The 25,120-nt window shown below is 66.7% G+C and carries 18 protein-coding genes; 11 read left to right on the forward strand and 7 right to left on the reverse strand.

The genetic code is table 11. The annotated features are described in order from the left end of the window. Nucleotides 1-678: 678 nt before the first annotated feature. Together Q9Q95_RS18010 and Q9Q95_RS18015 are read left to right on the forward strand one after the other, a co-directional pair. Complete coding sequence (locus Q9Q95_RS18010; protein WP_306098534.1) at nt 679-1,101, forward strand: hypothetical protein; 423 nt, start codon at nt 679-681, stop codon at nt 1,099-1,101. A gap of 27 nt (nt 1,102-1,128) precedes the next feature. Next, nucleotides 1,129-3,012, forward strand: a complete 1,884-nt coding sequence (locus Q9Q95_RS18015; protein WP_306098535.1) for an alkaline phosphatase family protein — start codon at nt 1,129-1,131, stop codon at nt 3,010-3,012. A gap of 1 nt (nt 3,013) precedes the next feature. Here the strand turns inward: Q9Q95_RS18015 and Q9Q95_RS18020 are convergent, their stop codons facing one another. From Q9Q95_RS18020 to Q9Q95_RS18045, 6 genes are all read right to left on the reverse strand, one after another. Further along, complete coding sequence (locus Q9Q95_RS18020; RefSeq protein ID WP_306098536.1) at nt 3,014-4,000, reverse strand: FecR family protein; 987 nt, start codon at nt 3,998-4,000, stop codon at nt 3,014-3,016. Then, nucleotides 3,997-4,512, reverse strand: coding sequence for an RNA polymerase sigma factor (locus Q9Q95_RS18025; protein WP_306098537.1), 516 nt, complete (start codon nt 4,510-4,512; stop codon nt 3,997-3,999). Before Q9Q95_RS18025 ends, Q9Q95_RS18020 begins: the two co-directional genes overlap by 4 nt. Before the next feature lie 132 nt (nt 4,513-4,644). Further along, nucleotides 4,645-5,922 (reverse strand): efflux RND transporter periplasmic adaptor subunit, encoded by a 1,278-nt coding sequence (locus Q9Q95_RS18030; protein ID WP_306098539.1) that lies wholly within the window; start codon nt 5,920-5,922, stop codon nt 4,645-4,647. Then, nucleotides 5,919-7,388, reverse strand: coding sequence for a TolC family protein (locus tag Q9Q95_RS18035; protein WP_306098540.1), 1,470 nt, complete (start codon nt 7,386-7,388; stop codon nt 5,919-5,921). The genes Q9Q95_RS18030 and Q9Q95_RS18035 overlap by 4 nt, the downstream gene beginning before the upstream one ends. After that, nucleotides 7,378-8,577 carry an ABC transporter permease gene (locus Q9Q95_RS18040; protein WP_306098541.1) on the reverse strand — a complete coding sequence of 400 codons (1,200 nt, stop codon included), beginning with the start codon at nt 8,575-8,577 and terminating at the stop codon, nt 7,378-7,380. Before Q9Q95_RS18040 ends, Q9Q95_RS18035 begins: the two co-directional genes overlap by 11 nt. After that, nucleotides 8,571-9,236, reverse strand: a complete 666-nt coding sequence (locus tag Q9Q95_RS18045; protein ID WP_306098542.1) for an ABC transporter ATP-binding protein — start codon at nt 9,234-9,236, stop codon at nt 8,571-8,573. The genes Q9Q95_RS18040 and Q9Q95_RS18045 overlap by 7 nt, the downstream gene beginning before the upstream one ends. Before the next feature lie 292 nt (nt 9,237-9,528). Here Q9Q95_RS18045 and Q9Q95_RS18050 point away from each other — a divergent pair, with 292 nt between their 5' ends. Then, nucleotides 9,529-12,861, forward strand: coding sequence for a TonB-dependent receptor (locus tag Q9Q95_RS18050; RefSeq protein ID WP_306098543.1), 3,333 nt, complete (start codon nt 9,529-9,531; stop codon nt 12,859-12,861). Nucleotides 12,862-12,931: 70 nt separating this feature from the next. Continuing rightward, the gene (locus tag Q9Q95_RS18055; protein ID WP_306098544.1) at nt 12,932-13,399 is read left to right on the forward strand and encodes a DUF2147 domain-containing protein; all 468 of its coding nucleotides are present in this window, start codon (nt 12,932-12,934) and stop codon (nt 13,397-13,399) included. A gap of 1 nt (nt 13,400) precedes the next feature. Here the strand turns inward: Q9Q95_RS18055 and Q9Q95_RS18060 are convergent, their stop codons facing one another. Continuing rightward, on the reverse strand, nt 13,401-14,006 hold the full coding sequence (locus tag Q9Q95_RS18060) for a TetR/AcrR family transcriptional regulator (protein ID WP_306098545.1): 606 nt from the start codon (nt 14,004-14,006) through the stop codon (nt 13,401-13,403). Between the two features lie 654 nt (nt 14,007-14,660). Here Q9Q95_RS18060 and Q9Q95_RS18065 point away from each other — a divergent pair. From Q9Q95_RS18065 to Q9Q95_RS18095, 7 genes are all read left to right on the forward strand, one after another. Next, nucleotides 14,661-15,137 carry a hypothetical protein gene (locus Q9Q95_RS18065; RefSeq protein ID WP_306098546.1) on the forward strand — a complete coding sequence of 159 codons (477 nt, stop codon included), beginning with the start codon at nt 14,661-14,663 and terminating at the stop codon, nt 15,135-15,137. Nucleotides 15,138-15,462: 325 nt separating this feature from the next. After that, nucleotides 15,463-17,952 carry an acyl-CoA dehydrogenase gene (locus Q9Q95_RS18070; RefSeq protein ID WP_306098547.1) on the forward strand — a complete coding sequence of 830 codons (2,490 nt, stop codon included), beginning with the start codon at nt 15,463-15,465 and terminating at the stop codon, nt 17,950-17,952. Next, on the forward strand, nt 17,949-19,244 hold the full coding sequence (locus tag Q9Q95_RS18075) for a 3-oxoacyl-ACP reductase (protein WP_306098548.1): 1,296 nt from the start codon (nt 17,949-17,951) through the stop codon (nt 19,242-19,244). Before Q9Q95_RS18070 ends, Q9Q95_RS18075 begins: the two co-directional genes overlap by 4 nt. 4 nt (nt 19,245-19,248) lie before the next feature. Then, nucleotides 19,249-20,154 (forward strand): MaoC/PaaZ C-terminal domain-containing protein, encoded by a 906-nt coding sequence (locus Q9Q95_RS18080; protein WP_306098549.1) that lies wholly within the window; start codon nt 19,249-19,251, stop codon nt 20,152-20,154. After that, nucleotides 20,138-21,424: an acetyl-CoA C-acetyltransferase gene (locus tag Q9Q95_RS18085; RefSeq protein ID WP_306098550.1), complete on the forward strand. Its 1,287-nt coding sequence runs from the start codon at nt 20,138-20,140 to the stop codon at nt 21,422-21,424. The genes Q9Q95_RS18080 and Q9Q95_RS18085 overlap by 17 nt, the downstream gene beginning before the upstream one ends. Beyond that, the gene (locus Q9Q95_RS18090; RefSeq protein ID WP_306098551.1) at nt 21,421-23,145 is read left to right on the forward strand and encodes an AMP-binding protein; all 1,725 of its coding nucleotides are present in this window, start codon (nt 21,421-21,423) and stop codon (nt 23,143-23,145) included. The genes Q9Q95_RS18085 and Q9Q95_RS18090 overlap by 4 nt, the downstream gene beginning before the upstream one ends. Next, nucleotides 23,145-24,803: an FAD-binding dehydrogenase gene (locus Q9Q95_RS18095; protein ID WP_306098552.1), complete on the forward strand. Its 1,659-nt coding sequence runs from the start codon at nt 23,145-23,147 to the stop codon at nt 24,801-24,803. Before Q9Q95_RS18090 ends, Q9Q95_RS18095 begins: the two co-directional genes overlap by 1 nt. Nucleotides 24,804-25,120: the final 317 nt, after the last annotated feature.

Below are 25,120 nucleotides of genomic sequence, written 5' to 3' on the forward strand. Positions count from 1 at the left end.
CCCTATCTGGTCGTCCCGGATGTCAGGCTTCCGGGAAACCGCAGGTTTTACGCTGGAAAGCCTTGCAGTCCGGGATCGACCGCGCCGCTGGATGCTTGCCGCACGGTGGATCCCGGACAGCTCGATTTTCTATCAAATCAAAGATTTGAAGAAAACCGGCTTCCGGGATGACGATAATTAAGTCCAGATTCCAGCGCTGATCCCGGGCGCGGCTGACAGCGGCGGCCCGGCGTCGGTTAATCCTCACTCACGCCCGGTGCGGTCGCTTGCGATCGCGTCGGGTTTTCTAACGTGCCCGCCCGGCGCGCGTCCGCAATTGCACACTCTCAAGTCTGTCGAGATGTCGAATCTCTTCGAAATAACCGGGCTAGGCCGAACACTTGCGGCTTAAACAAATAATAATGCGCAACGAGTTAATTTGGAATATACGCTAATAATATTCGATGATCAGGAATGAGTTATAATTGCAGTTGCGAATCGGCGCGGTTGAAGTTAGATTATATCTATTGGATATCGACCGTCTTAGGTTCGTACCTGAAATTTAGTGTATTGGCTCCTTGTGAAGGCTCCGTCGGTCGACGGGCGGGGGTTGTTTCGTGCAGCTATGTTTCGGCCGCGACTGGCCGCTATCGGTAGTTATCGATCTGGGTGTTCGCCATCTTGCCAGGAGAGGGTTTCATGCCGACCAATGTCAATATCCAGAACGGAACCGACACATCGTTGTCGGTGAATACGTCGGTCACGCCAGCGCTGAGCGACAGCTATTGGGGGATCGATACCGATACCGCGCCGGGTAATCAGAAAACCGCGATCCTGTGGATGGACCGCGACATCGGGATCACCGACGGCGACACCTGGGTATTCACCACCAGCTTCACTTTCGACGGCGTCCAGATCCAGCTGCTGGAATCGCTGACCGGCACGGCGGTGAGCAGCGACATCAAGATCCGCATCGTCGCGGGGACGCACGACAGCGGCTGGAGCGAAGACAATACATCGGTCGAGTTCAGTGGCGGCGACGGAGCCAATTACCAGATCAACGGCACCTTCTTCCTCAACGGCTCGTACGACGACGTCACCTATTCGCTGATCTCGATCTGATCGCGCGCGCCAAGGGAGGATTTCGCCATGCCCACCAACGTGTATGTCGCCAACGATCTGTCGGACGGCCTCTCGGCCTCGACCCAGATCTCGCCGGGGCTGAGCAGTGACTATTGGTCCGCGCCGAGCGGCAGCACCAGTCTTCCCACAGGCGGCGGCCAGACCGAACTCTACTGGATCGATCGCAACGAGGGCATCACCGATCACGATACGTGGACGGTCACCTCGACGGTCACGATCGGCGGCTCGCCGGTGCTGCTGCAGATCCAGCTCGTCGGCACCTTCGCGAGCAGCGACATCACCGCACAGATCGTTGCGAACGGCAACGGCACCGGGTGGCAGGCGAACGACACGCAGCTCAAGTTCGTCGCCAGCGACGGGCTGACCTACAACGTCACTGCCAGCTATGTCTCGGACGGCAGCTATAACGACGTGGTGTTCGCGGTCTCGCAGCTGCAGGACACGATCCTGCCGCAGATCGATCATGTCGTCGTGCTGATGATGGAGAACCGCTCGCTGGATAATCTGCTCGGCTGGATCTATCCCTCGGGCACCACGCCCGCGCAGGTGCTGCCGGCGGGCTCGTCGCCGACCTATGACGGGCTGAACAGTTCGCTTTCGAATACCGACCCGAGCGTCAACAACGGCCAGCCGGTCTATGTCAGCAACGGCACCACCGACTGGGCCGAAGGCAGTACGACGATCAGCGAATGGTTCGTGCCCAGCCCCGATCCGGGCGAGGAATTCGACCACGTCACCACCCAGATCTCGAACGATATGGGCGGCTTCCTGACCGACTATGTCACCCAGCAGACGGGCACGCCGGCCGAGCAGATCATGCAATGCTACAGCGTCGCCCAGTTGCCGATCATCAGCACGCTGGCGACCTCGTTCGCGGTGTCCGATGCATGGTTCTGCTCGGTGCCCAGCCAGACCTGGCCCAATCGCGGCTTCGTGCAGACCGGTTCTTCGGACGGCAACATCAACAACAATTATCTGCCGTGGGACATCACCACCGTGTTCGACGTGTTCGGCGCGAACAATCTGTCATGGATGGTCTATAACGACGGCACGCTGCAATCGCTGACCAAGACGATGTTCCTGGGACAATATCTCGGCAACAAGACCAATTTCAGCGGGATCAGCGAATTCCAGGCGGCGTGCGCGCAGCCGACGGGTGCACCGGCCAACCAGAAATTGCCGGCGTTCAGCTTCGTCGAGCCCAATTTCGGCGTGATCGGAAACGACGAGAGCTATCATCCGCCGCACGACGTGCGCCCCGGCGAGCAATTCCTCGCGACGATCTACACTGCGATCCAGCAGAGCCCGTATCGCGACAATATCCTGTTCATCGTCCTGTTCGACGAACATGGCGGGACGTACGACCATGTCGAGCCGCCCTCGGGAGCGCAGCCGCCCGCGCCGGGAGCGGTCTCGTCGAGCGAGAACTTCACCTTCGACCGGTTCGGGGTGCGCGTGCCGGCGATCATCGTATCGTCATGGGTGACCCCGGGAACGGTGTTCCGCAGCAATACCGCGGTGCCGCTCGATCATACCAGCGTGCTCGCGACGTTGCGCGACTGGCAGGGGCTGTCCGGCGCGTTCGCCGCGAACCTGCCCAGTCCGCGGATCGCCGCCGCGCCCAACCTCGCTTTCGTGCTGAGCGAGACCGAGGCGCAAAGCTGGCCGACGCTGCCGACGCCGCCGGCCAGTCTGGCGGTGATCCCCGAGCCCGACGACAGCGAACCGCTCAACAGCGTCCAGCAGAGCGTGCTGCTCGGTGCCTCAGGGATTGCCGCGGGCCGTCCGCTGACCGCGGCCGAGACCCATGCGGCCCGCGCGCGGTTGCGGACGCATGGCGACGGTCGCGCCTTCCTGATGGCGCTTCAGCCGCATCTGCCGCTGCGTTGAGCTATTCGGCCTCGACGAGGATGCGTTCGGGGGTGACCTCGACGATATGGGCGAAGCCGTTGAGCTCGATCGCCTGGGCGAGCCCCAACGTGTCGCCGGCGCGGAAGACGCCGAGGATGCGCTCGTCGGGGGCGTGGCCGTCGCGGAAGGCCAGCTTCTGGCTCGAATAGCGGTTCATCTCGTCGACTGCCTTGGCGAGCGGCTCGTCGACGAAGGACAGCCGGCCGGTGAGCCAGGTGGTCGATTGCCCGGCGTCGATCTGACGGATCGACCAGTCATTGTGGGGCAGCGTGACGAGCTGGGTCCCCGCGCCGATCCGCGCGGCGTTCGCGATCGCGCGCTTCGGATTGCGCTCGGTGACCTCGACCGTGCCTTCGACGACGGTGACGATCACCTCGCCCTTGTCGATCCGGACCTCGAACGCAGTGCCGACGGCGCGTATGCGCTTGTCGCCGGCAGAAACGATGAAGGGGCGGTGCGCGTCCTTGGTCACCTTGAAATAGGCGCGGCCGCGACGGAGCATCACGTTGCGCGCCTTTTCGTCCATGCGGACGGCGATCTCGCTATCGGTGTCGAGCGACACGCTGGATGCGTCGGACAGCGTCATGCGCTTGCGCTGGCCAACCGCAGTGGAGACGCTGGGCGCCGGGGCGGCGGCGATCCGCTGCCCGCCGTCGTTGCCGAACCAGGTGAGCGAGGCGATGCCGGTCACGCCGAGGACCAGTGCGGCGGCAATCGGCGCGAAACGGCGCATCGCCGAGACCGGCTGGAACCGCACGAGATCATCCTCGACTGCCGCGCGAATGCGAGGATCGTCGGCAACCGCGCCGGTGAGCGCCCAGAGCCGCTCCATTTCGAGCATCGCTTCTTCGTCGAGCGCGGTCTCGGCCTGGTCGGGCAAATCCTCCGGATGCGCATGGCGATCGAGCAGGCGGCCGGCGGCGCGCATGCGGCGGGCGTCCAGACGGGAGCGGAGCAGCCGGATCATGCCCCGACATCCAGACGTTCGGCGAGCCGCACCAGCGCGCGATGGATCAATTCCTTCACCGATTCGTGCGAGATGCCCATGCGGATCGCGATCTGCTGATAGGTCATTTTCTCGAACCGATGGAACTGGAACGCGGCACGTGCCCGGGGCGGCAGCGCGAGGATCGCCTCGACGGTGCGCTCATATTCGTCGACCCCGATCATGATACGCTCGGGCGACAGCGAATCAACCGGATCGGATGCCTCGGTGAGCGGCTCGTGCGCGCCCGCCAGACGTGCCTTGTGATAGCGATAGCGCGAGATCAGGATGTTGCGCGCGACGGTGAAGATGAAGCGGTCGACATTCTCGACCGGCGTATCGCGGCGCATTGCGTGCAGCCGCAAAAATACCTCCTGGACGAGATCGTCGGCTTCGGCCTCGCTGACGCGGCGGGCGAAATAGCTGCGAAGCGCGGGCCCGTGCTGGCGGACCCAGCCGTCCAGTTCGGGCTGCGCGCGGGAAGCACCGCTCATCGCCCTTTCCGCCCGCATTGATGTGGTGCGCGACCACATGATTCTTCCCACCCCAGCCTGTCCCAGACGAACCCCGTCTGTGTGTCAAAGACGCGCTGGCGCGGCGCTCGGGGGGATTGCAGATGCGCCATGTCAATTGGCTCCCTGCTGCGGAGGTGTCGTCGGGTCGGTCCAGACCACGGTTTCGCCGGGGCGGAGGCCCGAGCGAATTTCGACGCCAGCCGGCGTGACCCGGCCGATCGTGACCTGGCGCTCGATGGTGCGGCCGCCGGCGCGAAGCTTGACCCGGGCGAGCGGGGCGCTGCCGATCAGCGCCTCGGGCGGGACGACGATCGCGGCCGGCGCCTGATAGGTGATCACCGCGACGGCAGCGCTCATGCCGATGCGAACGCGCATGGCCTGATCGGCGGGCAGGGGATCGAGCCGGGCACTGGCGAGGAAACGGGTCGGACCGGTGGCGGCCTCGGTCGGGGCGGCGATGGCCGCGACCTTGCCGTTGAGCGCGAGGCCGGCAAACCCCGCGCCGGTGACGATCACCGGCTGACCGACGGCGAGCGTGTTCACGTCGGACTCGTCGACTTCGAAAGTGGCGGACAGTCCGCCGTCGCGCGCCACGGTGCCGATCAGCTGTCCGCGGGTGACGCGGGTTCCGGGGTGCAGCGGGCCCTCGACCAGTTTCGCACCCGATGCCGGCGGCGCGACCAGCACGCCCGAAGCGGGAGCGCGGACCACCGCCTGACCGATCTCGGTTTCGGAGCGGCGCAACGCGGCGCGGGCATTGTCGAGTTCGAGTCCGGCGATGCGCGCGGCGGCGGGGCTCCCTTGCGCCATCGTGTCGGCGAGTTCGTCATTCGCGGCGGCGGCGGTCATCCGCTGCGCCATCAGCTGCTGCTCGACTCCCTCATGCTCGTTGCGCGGGATGAGCCCCTTGTCGAGCAGCCGCCGGCTCTCATTTGCCTCGCGCTCGAGCCGGGCGAGCTCGAGCGCCGCGAGCCGGACGCGGCGGCGGGCGGCGGCGACTTCGGGCCCGCGCGACCAGTTGGCGATGTCGTCGGCGGGCTGGTGGGCCTTGAGCCAGGCGGCCTCGGCCTGGTTGCGCGTCGCCGCTATTTCCTGCGTGTCGAGGACGAGCAATGTGTCGCCCGCGGCGACGCGCGCGCCATAAGTGAAATCGATCGCTCGCACCGCGCCATCGAAGGGCGCGGTGATGCTCACCGCCTCGCCCGGCGCAACCTTGCCGGCAAAAGCGAGCGTGGCGACGAAGGGCTGGCGCTGGACGATCAGGCTGCGTTCCGCGGGGACTGCCGGCTCGTCGGCGCCCGCGCCGGTCCACCACCAGCCGAGCGCGGCGACCAGCAACAGGATCAGCCCGAACGCGAACGCCCGTCGGCTGCGCACGGCCGGGATCATTCGCCGCTCCATTCGATTTTCCAGCTTTCCAGAGTGGCGCCGATCTGGAGGTCGAACGTGGTCAGCGCGTCCAGATAGGCGATCATCGCAGCGAGCTCCTGAATCTCGGCGGTGCGCAGCGCGTCCTGAAGCGACAGCACTTCGAAATTGCTCGAGCGGCCGGCGGCGAGCTTGTCGCGGGCGATTTCCACCGCGCGCGCGGACAGCGCCTTGAAGCGGCGAGCGGCTTCGACCTGCAACCATGCCGCCTCCACTCGCTGCGCGGAATCGCGGACCTGCGTTTCCACCGCCTGGTCGAGCGCCTCGAGGCGCAGCTCGGCGGTGCGCAGGCTGGTGTCCGCCTCGACCACTGCGAGCCTCGGTGCAGGATCGCCGAGCGGGATCGCCAGCTGCACGCCGACGCGGTTGTCGGTGAGCGAGGGTAATGCACCGAGAAACGGATCGCGCCCCGCGGTGCGCGTCGCGGTGGCGACCAGCGAGAGGTCCCATAGTCGCTGGTTGCGGGCGATCCGCAACCCTTCCTGTGCCTGTTCGACGGCGCGTTGCTGGGCGAGCAGGTCCATCCGGCTGGTACGGGCGATCTCGATCGCACGCCCGGTGTCCACCGGCACCTGTTCGGCTGCGACCGGATCGGCGGCGACGATGTTGGTCGCGGGATCGAGCGCGAGCTGCTGGAGCAAGGCGAATTGTGCGGAATTGCGCTGTTGGCGCACCTGGAGCAAAGCGACTTGCTGATTGGCCTGATCGGCTTCGCTCTGGACGATGTCCGCAGCCGCCATCCGGCCGGCATCGATCAATGCGCGATTGGTGGCGATCAGCTCGGCGGTGCGCGCCAGCGCAATCTCGGCGAGGCGTACCTGCTCCTGCGCCTGTTGAAGCGCCCGATAGGCGAAGACGACCCGGCTGATCCCCTCGGCCAGCGTGTTGCGGATCGCGAGCCGCTCGATCGAATCCTGGAGCCGGGCGATCCGGAGCGGCGCGCGGTTTACTGCAAAGCCGCCGCCGCGCAGCAGCGGCTGCGTGACGGCAAGCGTGGCGACGTCGCTGTCGCCGCGGCGGTCGAGCCGCTGGCGGCGATCCCAGACGAAGCCGATCTGCGCGCCGCTGGGGAGCAACAGGCTGCCGGTTCCCCCGAGACTCGCCTGACTGGTGACGACCCCGCCGACATCCTGGCGATAGAGGTCGGCGACAATGTCGAGCCGTGGGGCGAAGCGTTGCTCGGCGGCATGCAGGCGAAAGCGCTGCACGGCGCGATCGAGAAAGGCGGCGCGGATGTCGCGATTGTCGCGCACGCCGAGCGCGACGGCGTCGACGAGGCTGATCGGGACCGGTCGGTCGATCGCGGAAGGGCGGACGCCCGAAGGCGAGGGCACGGCGGCGATCGGCGATACCGCGCGTGCCTGGGCGAGGGCGGTTTGCGGCGCGCACGCGAGCGCCCCTGCGAAGAGTGCCCGGCTAATCCGCACGCAGCGCTTCGATCGGGTTGAGCCGGGAGGCAGTGATCGCGGGATAGAGACCGAAGACCAGTCCCATGCCGCCCGCGGCGGCGGGCCCCAGCGCAAGCGTCCAGGGGGCCAGGTCGAAGTCCCAGCCCGAACTGCGGGCGATGGCATAGGCGATCGCGGCGCCGAGCGCCGAGCCGATCGTGCCGCCGGCGATCGTCAGCAGCACCGCTTCGACGAGGAAGAGCAGGCGGATGTCGGTAGGCGTCGCACCGGTGGCGGCGCGCAGGCCGATCTCGCGCTGGCGCTCCATCACGCTCATCAGCATGACGTTCATCACGCCGATCCCGCCGACCAGCAGCGAGACCGCGCCGATTCCGATCAGCATGCGCGAATGCACTGCCTTCTGCTCCTGCATCGTCCGCAGGATCGACCGGGCGTCGAGCACGGTGAGCTTGGCATCGGGCGTGGTGAGGCGCGCAGTGATCCGTTCGCTTGCGGCCTGGGTGTCGGCGCCGGGACGCAGCCGGACGAGCAGCCCGGTCGGGCCGCCATGCGGGATGATCCGTGCCGCGCAGCCGAGCGGCACCAGCACCGCCATATTATAGTCGACCGGATCGAGCGTCTCCGGGGTGAGCGGGGCGAGCACGCCGACGACCGTGTAGCCATAGCCGCCGATCAGCACCTTGCTGCCCGGGCCGACTGCGGCGGCGGGTCCGGACAGCGCGCGTGCGGCGGCGTCGCCGAGCACCGCCGAGAGCGCGCAATCCTCGACGGCAGCAGGATGTCGCCCGGCAGCGAGGCGCAAATTGGCGAGTGTCGCGAGCGCGGGGGGCGCCGCGAGTATGGCGAGGTCGACGGTCTTGCCGCCGGTCCGTGCGGGTGCACGGCCGCCGGCGAGCGGGACCGCCTCCACCACGTCGGGGTCGGTGCGGGGAAGCGCATCGATCGCCGCTTTCGAGAGGAGCGCCGGGCGATCGCCGGTGGGCGCCGCCCCGACCTGCAGCATGTCGACACCCAGCTTGGCGAACAGCTTCAGCGATTCACGCTGGGCCATATGGCCCCCGTTGAGCATCGCGATGATCGAGGCGGTGCCGATCATGATGCCGAGCAGCGCCAGTGCGGAACGGCGCCCCTGCGAGCGCAAATTGCTCCATGCTTCGGCCAGCGTGTCGCCAAGCCGTGCATGGACGCCGGGCAGGGCGATCAGCACGTTCCGGCTCCGCTGCCGAGCACGCGCCCGTCGCGCAACGCGATCTGACGGGGGCATGCCGCGGCGAGGTCGCGATCATGCGTGACCATCACGATCGTCACCCCGAGCTCGGCATTGAGCGCGGCGAGCAGCGCCATCACGTCCTGCGCGGTATTGCTGTCGAGGCTGCCGGTGGGTTCGTCGGCCAGCAGAAGCCGTGGCGCGCCGACCAGCGCGCGGGCGATGGCGACCCGCTGGCTCTGTCCGCCGGATAACTGGCCGGGGAGATGCCCGGTGCGATCGGCGAGGCCGACCCGGGCGAGCATCGCCTCCGCCGCGTCGCGCTGCCGGTCGCGCGGCACGCCGCGATATTGCAGCGGAAGCGCGACATTCTGCCAGGCGGTGAGGCGGGGCAGCAGGTGGAACGATTGGAAGACGAAGCCGATCAGCCGATTGCGAAGCCGCGCGCTTTCATGCGCCGAGCAGCCGCTGACCATTTCTCCGTCGATCGACAATGTCCCGCCGCTCGGCTGGTCGAGCAGGCCGATCAGGTTGAGCAACGTGCTCTTGCCCGAACCCGACGGCCCGACCAGCGCGCAGAACTCGCCGCCATCGACCGACAGCGTGACGTCCTCGAGCACAGCAATGGCACGATCCGGCGCTGCATAGTATTTGGACACGCCTTCAAGCCTAAGCACACGCCCCTCCGCCCGGCCGGAACAGGAATGATCGCCCGATTCTTGTCAATAGCGGGAGATTTGGTCTCGGATCCGATGAACGGATCAAGTTGTGCAGTGCGGCGTGATGCCGGCTGTTGCAGGTGCGAATGCCGAACAAGACTTCTTGCTGACATCGATGTAGATATTTTTTTACCGATCCCCCCACTCTCGTTGTGGGCGCGTCGTAGTTCTAGACTGCGGCGTGCCGTGGCGAACAACAGAGGCCAGAGCCTCGACCAGGGAGGGGACATTCATGGGTGCCATCGCGCCGAAATTGCGTCATATTCTGCTTGTCGGAGTGGCCAATCTGGGATTGGTCGCGAGCGTGGCAGCAGCGCAGGCGGCACCACGGGAAACGAGTTTCAAGATCGAAGCGCAGCCGCTCGCCACGGCGCTGCGCGACCTGGCGATACAAAGCGGCGTGTCGATCCTCGCGGATTCGACGTTGACCCAGGGCAAGATGGCTGCGCGCTATGCCGCGACCAGCGACGTCGAGGTCGCGTTGGGAACGCTGCTGCGCGGATCGGGACTGACCTATCGCCAGCGCGGGAACCTGTACGTCGTCGTCGCCGCGCGCGCCACGACGGTCGGCGCGGGGCAGGAGCAGCCGGCGCCGCAGACGGTGGACAACGAGAGCGAGATCGTCGTCACGGCGCAGAAGATCGAGGAATCGATCCAGGACGTGCCGATCGCGGTCTCGGCATTTTCGGGCGCCGCGCTCGACAATCTCAAGATCGAGACGGGCGGCGAACTGCTCCGCGCGATCCCCAACGTCACTTTCTCCAAGAGCAATTTCTCGGGCTATAATTTCTCGATCCGCGGGGTGGGGACCAAGGCGGTCTCGGCGAGCACCGATCCGGCGGTGGCGGTGAGCTTCAACAACACGCCGCTGATCCGCAACCGGCTGTTCGAGCAGGAATTCCTCGATCTCCAGCGCGTCGAGGTGCTGCGCGGCCCGCAGGGCACGCTCTATGGCCGCAACGCAACCGGCGGCGTGGTCAACGTGCTGCCGGCGCTGCCATCGAACAAGTTCAGCGCCGAGATCGAGGCCGAGGTCGGCAATTTCGAAACGCGCCGGGTGAGCGGGATGGTCAATCTGCCGCTCAGCGCGACGCTCGCGGTGCGCGCTGCCGCCGCGTGGACCAAGCGCGAAGGCTTCGAATATAACAGTTTCAACGACACGAAGGTGAATGGGCGCGATCTGTGGACCGGCCGCGTCTCGGCATTGTGGGAGCCCTCGGACGGTTTCCGCGCGAGCGTCATCTGGCAGCATTTCGAAGAGGACGACAATCGCTCGCGCAGCGGCAAGCAGCTCTGCACGCGCGATCCCGGCCCCACCCAGATCGGCAGCACCCCGGTGCCCGACGCCTTGCGGGCACGATTCAGCCAGGGCTGCCAGTCGCGGACCCTGTTCTCGGACGAGGCGTTCGGCGTCCCCAATGCCGAGAGCTTTCCGCATGTCTTTCTCGCCAGCAATATCGGCCTCGGCGATGCCGCGGATTTCACGCCCGTCTTCGCGGTGCCGCAACTGACCGATCCCTTCGAGGGCGTCACCCAGTCGCGTAACCTGCGCGAAATCTCGACCAGCTACGATCCGGTCTTTCGTGCCAAAAACGACTTCTACCAGCTCAATCTCGACGTGGGATTGGGTGGCGGCCTCACGCTGATCTCGCAGACCGCTTTCGCGCGGGACCGCTATTATTCGTCGCAGGATTACAGCCGGTTCGCTTCCAATCCGATCTTCGGCGATTCGACCCAGGCCGGATTGACCGGCGGCGGGCTCGGCTTTGCTGTGGTGGCTCCGGGCCTGACGCCGGGCGGGATCTTCACCGATCCACAGCTCGGCGCGTCGGATCGGTTCCTCTCGGTCGATCTCAGCAAATCGAGCAACGAGCAATGGACTCAGGAGCTGCGACTTCAGTCCGCATGGGACGGCCCGCTCAACATCAACCTCGGCGGGAACTATCTTAATTTCAAATCGAAGGACGACTATTACGTATTCAGCAACCTGTTCACGCTGAGTGCGCAATATTTCTATAATCTGGACGTAAACGACCAATATGACTTCGACAATTCCTTATACTATATCCGTACACGCGCCTGCCAGCCGACCGGTCCCGGCGACGCGGCCGCCGACTGTATCTATGTAGATCCCAACCCGCTCGATAAAATAAACGGCGACGGCCACAATTATTTCCGTAGCAAGAACGAAGTGCAGACCGAGAGCTGGGCTTTGTTTGGGGAACTATATTATAAGCTTACCGACCGATTGAAGGTCACCGGTGGGTTGCGCTACACCAACGATACCAAAACCAGCACGCCGTATCCGAGCCAGTTGCTGCTGGGTATCGGGACAGTGCTGACTGGATCGACCGGCGGCAAGGTGGCGATCGGCTATCCGCCACAGCCTGACATCGTCCAGAAGTGGCAGCGCTTCAGCGGTCGCGCGGTAATCGACTGGAAGCCGGACCTCGGCTTCACCGAGGAGACGCTGATCTACGGATCTTTCTCGCACGGCTATAAAGGCGGCGGCTCCAACCCGCCGCGGGTGGATTTCGATCCGGAGATCGTTCGCTATCAGCCGCTCGCACAGACCTTCGCGCCCGAATATGTCAACGCGTTCGAAATCGGGACCAAGAACATATTCGCCAATGGCAGGGCCGGCCTCAACCTGACCGGTTTTTATTACGATTATACCAACTATCAGGTGTCACAGATCGTCGACCGCATCTCGCTCAATGAGAATCTCGACTCGACGTCGATGGGGATCGAGGCGGAGGCATGGTGGCAACCGTCTCGCAACTTTCGGCTCGACGCCAATCTCGGTTATCTACGCACCCGCATCGCCGACGGCGAGCAGTCGATCGACGTGATGGATCGCACCCAGGGCAATCCCGACTGGGTGGTGGTGCGCCCCTGGGTGCAGGTGCCGTCGAATTGCGTGGCGCCGCGCGTGGCGGTCGAAGCTATCCTGAGCTCTCCGCTTTCGCAGGCCCCCGATGGCGGCCTCGGAACCTATGCGCTGGCTGCCTTGTGCAGCGCGTCGAGCCGGCTGGGCGATTTCGACCCCAATCTGCCCGAGGGGCAGAACCCTTTTTATGCTTTGTACGGCTTCCTCTATGATCCGTTGCTGCCCTACGACCCCACGCGCGCTCCGATCCAGCCGTTCGGAAGCACGGATCCGCGCAGCGGCGCGCCCAATGGCGGGCGCGGCTTCTATGCCGATCTGGGCGGCAACGAATTGCCGAATTCGCCCCGCCTGACGCTCAACGTCGGCGCGCAATACAGCCTGTTCCTCGACGAATGGAAGCTGACGCTGCGCGGCGATTATTATCGTCAGGGGCCGAGCTACGCACGCGTCTACAACACCGCTTATGATCGGTTGCGCGGGTGGGACAATGCCAATCTGGCGTTCACGCTCGAGAATGCGAAGTGGGACATGACCGCGCAATTCTATGTGAAGAACGTCTTCAACGGCACGCCGATCACCGACGCCTTCACCAATTCGGACGATACCGGGCTGACGACCAACGTGTTCACGCTCGAGCCGCGGATCTTCGGTTTCCGGCTGGCGAAGCGCTTCTGAGGGGCGGCGATATTGACATCGATGTCCATATGCGGATTGTATGAACATCGGTGTCAGTAAGGAGTCGATCATGGTGAAGTCCCACAGGGGCGCGCGAGGAGCGGGGGTGGCGGCTGCAGCGGCGGGGTTGATGGTCGCGCTGACCGCGGCGGCAGCCCCGGCAGGGCAGGCGGGCGACAAGGCGCTGATCGGCCGCTGGCATACCGAGCGCGAGGGCGGCGTGGTCGAGATTCACCGCTGCGGACAGGCGCTGTGCGGCCGGGTGGTCGACGGGGCCCGGCTGCGCGTCAACCCGGACCAGCGCGACGTGCGCAACCCCGACCGGGCACAACGTGGCCGCAAGGTGTTGGGTGCGCGCGTGCTGAGCGGGTTTTCCGGCGGGCCGGGCAAGTGGAAGGGCGGGCCGCTATATGATCCCGAGACCGGCAACGGCGCCGGATCGGGGACGCTGACCCTGGTCAACCCGGACACGCTCAAGGTGCAGGGCTGCATCGCGAGCTTTCTCTGCAAGACCCAGACCTGGCGCCGCGCACGCTGAACTAGGCGCGGGACGGCGCGATCAGCAGCGGCAGGATCTGGGCGACCAGTTCGCGCGTGGCGCCTGCCTGCTGATCGAGCATCCGGCGCAAATGTGGTCCGATCAGTGCGTCGCCGAATGCGCAGACCGCGATCAGCAGGACGATGTTGCGGATCCGCGCCTCGCTGTCGGGGCTGTCCGGCACCCGGGCCCGGACCGCGGCGACGAGATCGGCGACTGCCTGCTCGAGCGAGTCGAAATAGTCGAGTTCGCGCGCGAGCACGAGCCACGCGGCGAGCTGGCCGGCACCGCCCTTGCCGAAGGCGTCGAACACCCGGTCGACAAGGCGCGTCGGCGCCTCGGCATCGACATAGAGCGCGCTGACGGCATCGCCGAGCGCGTCGGCGAGGTCGCGGATCATCGCCTCCATCAACGCGGTCTGAAGCCCCGCCGCCGAGCCGAAATGGTGAATGACGTTGGTGTGCGACATCGCGATCGCGCGGCCGACATTGGCGAGTGTGACTGCTGCCGGGCCCTGTTCGATGAGAAGGATGCGGGCGGCGGTGAGCGCTTCGTCACGGGCTTCGGTCGCGCTGCGCTTGCGCCTCTTGGTGTGCGAGACGGTCATGCCCCGGCCTTGGTCGAACAAGTTGCTGCGACAAATCGGGCAATGTGAGGACTTGTGCCCGTCCGGGACTCTTCTTTCCCGCAACTCATTCGCATTTGCCTGAACCTTGATCTGTATTCTCGAATGTCTCCCCGGACGCGACTTTCACGCGCCGCTGGAAGCGGGGATAAGGATGTGCCGCCTCCAGACGGGCATGCCAATGCCTAAAATGAAGAATGAGATGAGGGCCGAGAGGATCGTTGCGACAGTGCGGTCGCTGCATCTACCGCATTCTGGTGCCCATGCCTCGGCGCAGACCTTTTCGCGGAGCAGTCGCTTCATTTCGACCCGCATCGCCCCGATCGCTTTCGGCACGGTTCACGCTCGCCTGCAACAGCCTGACCGGAGATTATTGACCAATTGACGCGGGCCTCACCTTCCGCCGGGCCGCGCCTCCGTCAACGCGCGACGGCAATCCTTGCCGCGTCGCCGGCAAATCCGGCTTTACCGGCGCGGACTTTTGCCAACCGCGATCCGCATTTGTCCTGACTTGATCTTTACTGTGTTCGCTATCCCCCCGGTCTTGAACCGCGCGCGTCCTCTTAATCGGGGGAGGCAGGGTGTGCCGCCTCCGAAACGGGCATTCCAATGCCTAAAAGAACGAGGAGAGGAATAATGATCAAGAAAATCCTGGCGGCAGGCGCGCTTGCCGCGTCCGCGGCGTTCCTGGTGCCCCAGGCTTCGGCGCAGACCTTCTCGCCGAACGGCCCCATCACTCTGGCCAGTATCGGCACCATCACCGTCAGCAAGGGAATCACCCTCAACTGCGGCCTCAACGGCACCGGTTCGGTTTCGGGTGGCGCGGCTTCGGTGAGCACGATCAACCTCACCGGCGGCCTGTGCCCTTCAGTGACGTTTTCGGGCACGCCCTATACCGTCACATCGACCTCGCTGACCTCGATCACGCTGAACGGCGTCGTCGTCACGGCGATCACCGGAAGCTGCGCCGGCACGCTGACCGGCGCGTACAACCAGTCAACGGGGATCATCACCTTCGCCAATGCCTCGATCCCGTCGACCTCTGGCGGAAACCCTTGCCGCGTCACCGGCCGGGTCCAGCTCTCGCCGAAGGTGACCTTCACGATTCCCTGACGCGTAGCCGGAGTCGGCCGGCATGCCGGCCGGCTCCGCATTCTGATTTGCGAACTCCACCGACCTCGCCGAGCGGCAATGCGCCGAACCTGCCGGTAGCGTCCTTCGACCCGACGCCGACCTTCGTACAGGCAAGGTAGCCGCTCGGCCTTCTTTTTCCTCACCCGCTCACGCGCAGCCTCCCCGAGACGGTGGCCGGCCGGCGCAACACATCCGAGGCGCCGCGCACCGGGGATACTCCCGGCGTCGCGGCCATTTTGTAACTTGACGCCGGCCAAGCAATATTGACATTAATGTCAATATCACCGGCGGCTGGAGACTGGCCATGGCGTTCTGGATTGGCGCATTGATCGTTGCGGGCTTCCTGCTCGTCCTGTTTCAGGCGCATGCCTGGTTGCACGTCCTGCTGTTCGCGGCGTGGATCGGCGCCGGCTATGCTTTGGGCGTGATCGGCTGGCAGGCCGCGGCGACGCTGGCGGTCGTGCTGATGCCGTTGTCGATAGTCGCGCTGCGCCCGGTGCGCCGCATGGTGCTGACGGCGCCGATGCGCGGCGTGTTCCGCAAGATCATGCCGCGGATGAGCCCGACCGAACAGGCGGCGATCGATGCCGGCACGGTGTGGTGGGACGCCGAACTTTTCGCGGGCAAGCCCGATTGGCGCCGGCTGCTCGCGACGCCGGCGCCGTCGCTCACCGGAGAGGAACAGCGCTTTCTCGACGTGGAGACCGAAAAGCTCTGCGATCTGTCGAACGATTGGGACAGCACCGCGGTATGGCAGGATCTGCCGCCTGCGGCCTGGGCCTATGCCCGCGAACACGGCTTTCTGGGGATGATCATTCCCAAGGCTTATGGCGGTCTCGGCTTCTCGGCCTATGCGCACAGCCAGGTGATCCAGAAATTGTCGACGCGCTGCTCGGCGGCGGCGGTGTCGGTGATGGTGCCCAATTCGCTCGGGCCCGCCGAGCTGCTCCTCCATTACGGCACCGACGCCCAAAAGGACCATTATCTGCCCCGGCTCGCGCGCGGCGAGGAGATTCCCTGCTTCGCGCTCACCAGCCCCTATGCAGGTTCCGATGCGGCCTCGATCACCGATACCGGGATCGTCTGCCGCGGCACCTGGCAGGGGCGCGAGACGCTGGGCTTCCGGACCAGCTGGAACAAGCGTTACATCACTTTGGCGCCGATCGCGACGGTGCTGGGGCTTGCCTTCCGGGTGCGCGATCCCGACGGGCTGCTGGGTGGCGAAACGGATCTCGGGATCACCTGCGCGCTGATCCCGCGCGATCATCCGGGCGTCCGGATCGGCCGGCGCCATTGGCCGCTCAATGCCGTCTTCCAGAACGGCCCGACCTCGGGCGACGACGTCTTCGTGCCGATGGAAATGGTGATCGGCGGACGCGAGCAGGTCGGCAATGGCTGGCGGATGCTGATGGAGTGCCTTGCGGCGGGGCGGGCGATCTCCTTGCCCTCGTCCAATGTCGGCATGGCCAAGCTCGCGGTAGGCGGGGTGAGCGCCTATGCCGCGATCCGGCGCCAGTTCAATGTGCCGATCGGCATGTTCGAGGGCGTGCAGGAGCCGCTCGCCCGGATGGCGGGGCACCTTTACGCGATCGACGCGACGCGGCGGCTCGCGGCGAGCGGGCTCGATCAGGGCGAGAAGCCTTCGGTGATCTCGGCGATCGCCAAATATCATGTCACCGAGCGCGCCCGATTGATCGTCAATGACGGGATGGATCTGATCGGCGGCAAGGGCATCTGCATGGGGCCGGGCAATTTCCTCGCGCGCGCCTATCAGCAGATCCCGATCGCGATCACCGTCGAGGGCGCCAACATCATGACGCGCACGCTGATCATCTTCGGGCAGGGTGCGATCCGCTGTCATCCGTATATCCTCACCTTGCTGCGCGCGGCGGAAGAGGAAGCAGGGCTCGCGCGGTTCGACCGGGCATTGTTCGGCTACTTTGCTTTCCTGCTGCGTAATGCGGCGCGGGCGCTGGCGTTCGCGACGCCGGCAGGGGCGCTGATCCCGATTCCGGCCGGCGCGGCGCCCGCGCTGGCGTGCTACTATCGCCGCGCGACCCGGCTCTCGACGGCGCTGGCGCTGGCGAGCGATCTTTCGATGGCGACCCTCGGCGGCACGCTCAAGCGGCGCGAGACGGTCACCGGGCGGCTTGGCGACATCCTGTCGCAATTGTTCGTCCTGTCGGCAGTGCTCAAGCGCTTCGAGGACGAGGGGCGCCCGGCGGCGGACCTGCCCTTCGTCCATTGGGCCGCGCGCGACGCGCTGGCGCGGGCCGACACTGCCTTGCGCGAAGTGATCGCCAACCATCCGAGCCGCGCCGCGGCGCTCGCGCTGCGGTTGCTGGTGCGGCCCTTCGGCGGGCAGTTCGCGGCGCCCGACGATCGCGCTGCCGCTGCCGTGGCGCAGCTCGTCCAGTCGCACGGGCCGGCGCGGGATCGTTTGCTCGCGGGATCGTGGACGCCGCGGATGGAAGTCGATTCGATCGCCGCGACGCATGTCGCCTTCGATCTCTATCCTGCGGTCGCCGCAATCGAGACGCGGCTGCGTCCTGCGATCCGTGCGGGCAAGATCGCGCGGCTGCCGCAGAATTTCCGCGCGCTCGGCGCATGGGCGGCCGAGGCCGAGGCGAAAGGGCTGATCGATGCGAGCGAGCGCGCGGCGATCGCCGGCTTCGCGGAACATGCCGATATCGCGATCCAGGTCGATGATTTCGCGCCCGATCTTGGACTCGCCGAAGGGCTGGGCCTGCGCGACGCCGGCAAGCCCGGCGCGCTTGCGGAGGCGGCGGAATGAGCGACCGTTATCTCGACTTCGCCAATTCGGGGATCGGGCATTGGCTGACCGGCACGCTCGGGCTGCCCCAGCCGGTGCCGATCGATCGTAATCCGCTGCGCGTGGCGGGATCGGCGCTGGTCGCCGATCCGGGCGGCGGACGGCTGGGCGGTCTGTTGGAGCGCGAACTCGAACGGCTCGGCGTTCCCCGGCGCGCGGACGGGCCGGTCGACGCGCTGATCGTCGACGCTACCGGCTGCGCGACCGTGGCAGCGACCGGCGAACTCTATCGCATCTTCCACGAGAGCCTACGTTCGGTGCGGCCGAACGGCCGTATCGTGCTGCTCGCGCAGGATCCTGACCAGGCGCCCGGCGAGGAAGCCGCCGCAATCTGGCGCGGGCTCGAAGGTTTCGTGCGTTCGCTCGCCAAGGAAGCGCGCAAGGCGATCGCGGCGCAACTGGTCTATGTGCCCGTCGAGGGCGAACCGGCGCTGGGCAGCACGCTCGGCTTCCTGCTGTCGGGACGCTCGGCTTATGTGTCGGGACAAGCAATCCGCGTTGGCGTGGCCGCCGTGGGTTCGGCCAATCTGCAGAGGATTGTGCTCGTCACCGGCGCCTCGCGTGGCATCGGTGCGGCGATCGCCGCGAGCTTCGCGCGATCGGGTGCGCATGTCACAGGACTCGACATGCCTGCGGCGCAGGACGCGCTCGCCGAGCAGGCGGGGCGGCTCGGCGGCAGCGCGCTCGCGCTCGACATCACCGCGCCGGACGCGCCGGGGCGAATCGTCGAGGATGCCCGCGCAAAAGGCGGGTATGACGTGATCGTCCACAATGCCGGGATCACGCGCGACAAGACGATCGCGCGGATGGATGCGGATCGCTGGAATTCGGTGATGGAGGTCAACCTCGCCGCGCCGATGCGCGTCACTGCCGCCTTGCTCCAGGCCGGGCAGATCCGAGGCGGCGGCCGGATCGTCGCGGTATCCTCGCTGAGCGGGATCGCCGGCAATGTCGGCCAGACCAACTATGCCTTGTCCAAGGCCGGGGTGATCGGCTGGATCCAGCGGCTGGCGCGCGAAGTGGCGCCTGCCGGGATCACCGCCAACGCCGTCGCGCCCGGCTTCATCGAAACCCGGATGACCGCCGCGGTGCCGTTCACGATCCGCGAGGCGGGACGGCGGATGAATTCGATGGGACAGGGCGGCCAGCCCGAGGACGTCGCCGAGACGATCGCGTGGCTCGCCGAGCCCGGCAGCGCGGGCATCTCGGGCGAGATCGTCCGCGTCTGCGGCCAGAGCCTGTTGGGAGCCTGACGCGGTGCTGGCCGAAACGCTGATCGTCGAGCGGCCGTCCTCTTCGGCGGCGGTGCTGCTGGCGGGGCTGACGACCCTGGCGAAATCGGCACCGACGCACCCGGTGCTGCCGAATGTGCGGCTGGTGCGTCCGGACCTGCGGATCGAGGCGGCGCCGCTGGCCGAGTATCGCGACCTGTGCGGCTTCGACGAAGCGCAGGGCGTGCCGCCGATCTATCCACATCTGCTCGCCTTTCCGCTTCATCTTCGGCTGATGATGCGGCGCGATTTCCCTTGGCCGTTGGCAGGAACGGTCCATATCGCCAATCGCATCGTTCAGCATCGCGCGCTGGCGATCGGCGACCGGCTCACCGTCGCGGCCGAGTTCGGCGGGTTCCGGTCGCATCCGCGGGGCCAGGCATTCGCGATCTCCGCCGAGGCGCAGTCGGGCGGCACGCGGATATGGCACAGCGAGAGCATGTATTTGCGGCGTGGCGCACGCTCGGCGTTCGGTGCGCCGGTGGCCGCGCTGTCAGATAGCGAAGCTGCGACCACCCGAACTGGCGCAGAGCGGATCGAGCGTGCAGTGGCAGCGCGCTATGCTCGCCTTTCGGGCGACCGCAACCCGATCCATATGTCCTGGCTCGGGGCACGGCTGTTCGGGTTCGAGCGGCCGATCGCGCACGGGATGTGGACCAAGGCGCGTGCGCTGGCGCGGGTGCTGCCCGCAGGGCCGGTCGAACGACTGGCGATCGAGGTGGCGTTCCGTGCGCCGATCCTGCTGCCCGGCCGCGTAACGCATTTCGCCGATCCCGTGGCCGACGGCACTGTTTTCGCAGTGCGCGACGGCGCGGGAGAGCGGCTTCATCTCGTCGGCCGGCTCGGCCGCGATCTCGTCTTCGAAAAGGGACCAAATGCTCAGCATCAGTGAACCGCGCCGGGTCGCGATCGTCGGCGGCAGCCGGATCCCGTTCGCACGCTCGAACACGGCTTATGTCGATGCGTCGAACCAGGAGATGCTCACTGCCGCGCTGCAGGCGCTGGTCGACCGGTTCGGTCTGGCGGGCGCGCGGCTGGGCGAAGTGGCGGCGGGAGCGGTGCTCAAGCACGCGCGCGACATCAACCTGACGCGCGAAGCGGTGCTGTCGACCAGCCTCTCGCCGGAGACCCCGGCCTATGATCTTCAACAGGCATGCGGCACCGGGCTCGAGGCCGCGATCCTCGTCGCCAACAAGATCGCGCTCGGGCAGATCGAGGTCGGCATCGCGGGCGGCGCCGACACCACTTCCGATCCGCCGATCGCGGTGAACGAGGGTTTCCGCCAGGCGCTGCTCGCCGCCAATCGGGCGAAGACGACGGGCGGGCGGCTCAAGGCGCTCGCGAGGATTCGGCCGGGAATGCTGTTCAAACCCGAACTGCCGCGCAATGCCGAGCCGCGCACCGGTCTGTCGATGGGCGAGCATTGCGAAGTGATGGCGAAGCGCTGGGGTATTTCCCGGGCCGATCAGGACGAACTCGCGGCGCGGAGTCACCATAATATGGCCGCCGCCTACGACCGCGGCGACTTCGACGATCTGATCGTGCCGTGGCGCGGGCTGGCGCGCGACAATAATCTGCGCCCGGACAGCAGCATCGAGAAGCTCGCCAGGCTGAAGCCGGTGTTCGATCGCGAGCACGGCACCCTGACCGCCGGCAATTCGACGCCGCTGACCGACGGCGCCGCGGTGGTGCTGCTCGCCAGCGAGGAATGGGCCAGGGCGCGTGGCCTGCCGATCCTCGCCTGGCTGCGCGCCGGCGAAACCGCGGCGGTCGATTTCGTCAATGGCGCAGAGGGCCTGTTGATGGCGCCGGCTTATGCAGTGCCGCGGATGCTCGACAAGCTCGGCATCGCGCTTCAGGATTTCGACTATTACGAGCTGCACGAGGCATTCGCCGCGCAAGTGCTTTGCACGCTCAAGGCGTGGGAGGACGCCGAATTCGCGCGCGACCGGCTGGGGCGCGATACGCCACCGGGGCCGATCGACCGAAGCAAGCTCAACGTCAACGGCAGCTCGCTTGCGGCGGGCCATCCGTTCGCGGCGACCGGCGGGCGCATACTCGCCAATCTCGCGCAGATGATCGATCGGCGCGGCGGCGGGCGCGGGCTGATCTCGATCTGCGCGGCGGGCGGGCAGGGCGTGGTGGCGGTGGTCGAGAAATGACCGCGGCGCCGATCCCGCAGGGGGACGCGGATCGGCTCCGGGCCGAACGCTTCTGGACGCGATCCTACCGTCCGGGCGTCCCCACGGACATCGATGCCGAGCTCGATGCGGCGGGAACCATGGCCGACCTCTTCGAGCGCGACGCGGCGCGCTATGCCGAGCGCGTCGGGTTCGTCAGCTTGGGGAGCGAGCGGACCTATGGCGCGATGCTCGCCGACGCGAAAGCGTTTGCGGCATGGCTGCAGAGCGTCGGGGTGGAAAAGGGCGACCGCGTCGCGCTGATGATGCCGAACTGCCTGCAATATCCCGCGGCCTTGTTCGGGACGCTGTTCGCCGGCGCGGTGGTGGTCAACGTCAACCCGCTCTACACCGCGCCCGAACTGGCGCACCAGCTACGCGACAGCGGCGCGGTAGTGCTGGTGGTGATGGACATGTTCGCCGCGACCTTCGCCTCGATCCGCGAGCAGACTGCGGTCCGCGAGGTCGTCGTCACCTCGATGGGCGACATGCTCGGCCCGCTCAAGGGCCCGGCGATCGGGCTGATGCTGCGCTTCGCCGGGCAGAAGCCCGCGCCCTATCCGAGACGCGGCCTGCACCGCTGGCCGGGAATGATGCGGCGGGCCCGGCGGTTGGCATTCCGCAAGCCGGATATCGCGCAGGGCGACCTTGCATTCCTGCAATATACCGGCGGAACGTCGGGGGTCGCCAAGGGCGCGATGCTCACCCATCGCAACGTCGTCGCCAACACCTTGCAGGGTCGCGCCTGGGTGCTCACCCAGATCGACGAGCGCGAGGTGCTGACCAACGTCACCCTGTTGCCGCTCTACCACATCTTCTCGCTCACCGCGAACCTGCTGATGTTCATGGGCGTGGGCGGACGCAACGTGCTGATCGCCAATCCGCGCGATACCAGACGCGTGAGCTGGATTCTCAAGAAGGAGCGGTTCACCGGGATGGCGGGGGTCAACACGCTGTTCGCCAGCTTGCTCGACGATCCCGATTTCCGCATGCGCGATTTCTCTGCGCTGCGGCTCACCATTGCCGGGGGCATGGCGACGCATGCCGAAGTCGCGACGCGTTGGGAAGGGCTCACCGGCAAGCCGCTGGTCGAAGGCTATGGGCTGACCGAATGCGCGCCGGTGGTGTGCATCCGCCCGGTCGATTTCGCGACGCCCGGGGTGATGGGATATAATGGCGCCGTCGGGCTGCCGCTGCCGTCGACCGAAGTGCGGATGCGTCGTGCCGACGGAAGCTGGGCGGAGCTGAACGAACCCGGCGAATTGTGCGTGCGCGGGCCGCAGGTGATGCTGGGCTATTGGGGGCATCCCGAGGAGACCGCGCAGGCATTGTCCGACGATGGCTGGTTCGCAACCGGCGATGTCGGGATGATGGGGGAGGATGGCGAGGTGCGATTGATCGACCGGATCAAGGACATGATTCTCGTTTCGGGCTTCAACGTCTATCCCGCCGAAATCGAGGCAGCGATCGCGACCCATCCCGACGTGGCCGAAGTGGCGGTGATCGGCATCGCCGACCCGGTGAAGGGCGAGCGGATCAAGGCGGTAGTGCACCCGCGCGGAGCGGGAATCTCAGCCGAGGCGGTGCGCGCGCACTGCCGGTCGCGGCTGACCGGCTACAAGGTGCCGTCGATCGTCGAAATCCGCGACACGCCGCTGCCCAAGACCAATGTCGGCAAGATCCTGCGGCGGGAGTTGCGCTGATGGCACCGCGCGACGCCGATGTGATCGTGGTCGGAGCGGGTCTCGCGGGGCTGGTCGCGGCGAGCGAAGCGGTGGCGCGCGGCGCTTCGGTGATCATGGTCGAGCAGGAGCCCGAGCAGAGCCTGGGCGGGCAGGCCTTTTGGTCGCTGGGCGGACTGTTTCTCGTCGACTCGCCCGAGCAGCGCCGGCTGGGCATCCGCGACAGCCATGACCTCGCCTGGCAGGACTGGCTGGGCACTGCCGGGTTCGACCGCCGCGAGGACAAATGGCCGCGGCGCTGGGCGGAGGCCTATGTGCGTTTCGCGGCGACCGAGAAGCGGGCCTGGCTGCGCGCGCTCGGTATGTCGTTCGTACCGGTGGTCGGCTGGGCCGAGCGCGGCGACGGGCGCGCCGAGGGGCACGGCAATTCGGTGCCGCGCTTTCATATCGCCTGGGGGGCGGGGCCGGGCGTGGTCAAACCCTTTGCCGAACTGGCGCGTGCGGCGGAGCGCGACGGCAAATTGCGCTTCCTGTGGCGGCATCGGGTCGATGCGCTCGAAACCGAGGCCGGCCGCGTCACCGGCGTATCGGGCACCCGGCTCGTCCCCGATGATGTCGAGCGCGGCGGCGCCAGCGCGCGCGACACAGTCGGCGATTTCCGGCTGACCGCGCGTTCGGTGATCGTCGCTTCGGGCGGGATCGGCGGCGACCTCGACCTCGTCCGGCGCAACTGGCCGGCGCGGATGGGGACGCCGCCTGCCTTCATGGTGCGCGGCGTCCCCGCGCATGTCGACGGGCGGATGATCGGCATCGCGGAGGCAGCGGGCGCGCGGCTGATCCATTCCGATCGGATGTGGCATTATGTCGAGGGGTTGCGGAACTGGAATCCGATCTGGAAGGATCACGGCATTCGCATTCTGCCCGGGCCCTCGTCGATGTGGTTCGACGCGCGCGGCGACCGGCTGCCGCCGCCTTTCCTGCCCGGCTACGACACGCTGGGCACGCTGCGCTACCTGCTCGAAGGCGGCAATCCGTACAGCTGGTTCGTGCTCAACCAGGCGATCATCCGCAAGGAGTTCGCGCTCTCCGGCTCCGAGCAGAACCCCGATCTGACCAGCCGGAGCCTGCGCCGGACGCTGCGCCGGGTGACCAGCCGGAGCCGCGCGCCCGAGCCGGTCGAGGCATTCAAGGCGCATGGCGAGGACTTCGTCGTGGCGAACGACGTCGCCGCTCTGGTCGCCGGCATGAACCGGGTCGGCGCGGGGGCGCCGCTCGACCCGCGCAAGATCGAGGATGCGATCGTCATGCGCGATCGCGAGCTGGGCAATCGCTTCTCGAAGGATTTCCAGCTGATGGGAATCCGCAATGCCCGGCTGGGCCTTGGCGAGCGGCTGCTGCGCACCGCGCCGCCGCGCCCGATCCTCGATCCCGCCAACGGACCGCTGATCGCGGTGCGGCTCAACATCCTGACCCGCAAGACGCTGGGCGGGCTCGAGACCGACCTCGCCGCGCGCGTGCTCGGCATGGACGGCGAGCCGGTCGCGGGGCTGTTCGCCGTGGGCGAGGCAGCCGGGTTCGGCGGCGGCGGCATGCACGGCTACCGCTCGCTCGAAGGGACTTTTCTGGGCGGCTGCCTGTTCAGCGGGCGCGCGGCGGGACGGGCCGTGGCCGAGAGCTAGAGCTTCACGCTCCCGGAAGCGGCACGGAAGCCTCCGCACCGGCTGGACGCCGGTGCAACATCGCCGTGGAGATTTGGAGGCGAGACGCGCACAACGCGCGAAATAGGATTCGGTGCACCTGGATTCACGGTGTTCACGGCGATTAGGCAATTATACTACGTGAAAATGTAATATTATTTCTAGAAACGCCCACGCCCGATCGACGATTTCAAAGAGCTCGCGACGAGCATCGCACGGGAAATCCTATTTTGCGAGCCGGGCCCGTCCACGCGGCCAGGATCGCCCACTGCATGCGTCCTGCATCCTATAATACCCTG

This window comes from Sphingomonas sp. DG1-23 (assembly GCF_030730875.1).
Taxonomy (GTDB): Bacteria; Pseudomonadota; Alphaproteobacteria; order Sphingomonadales; family Sphingomonadaceae; genus Sphingomonas.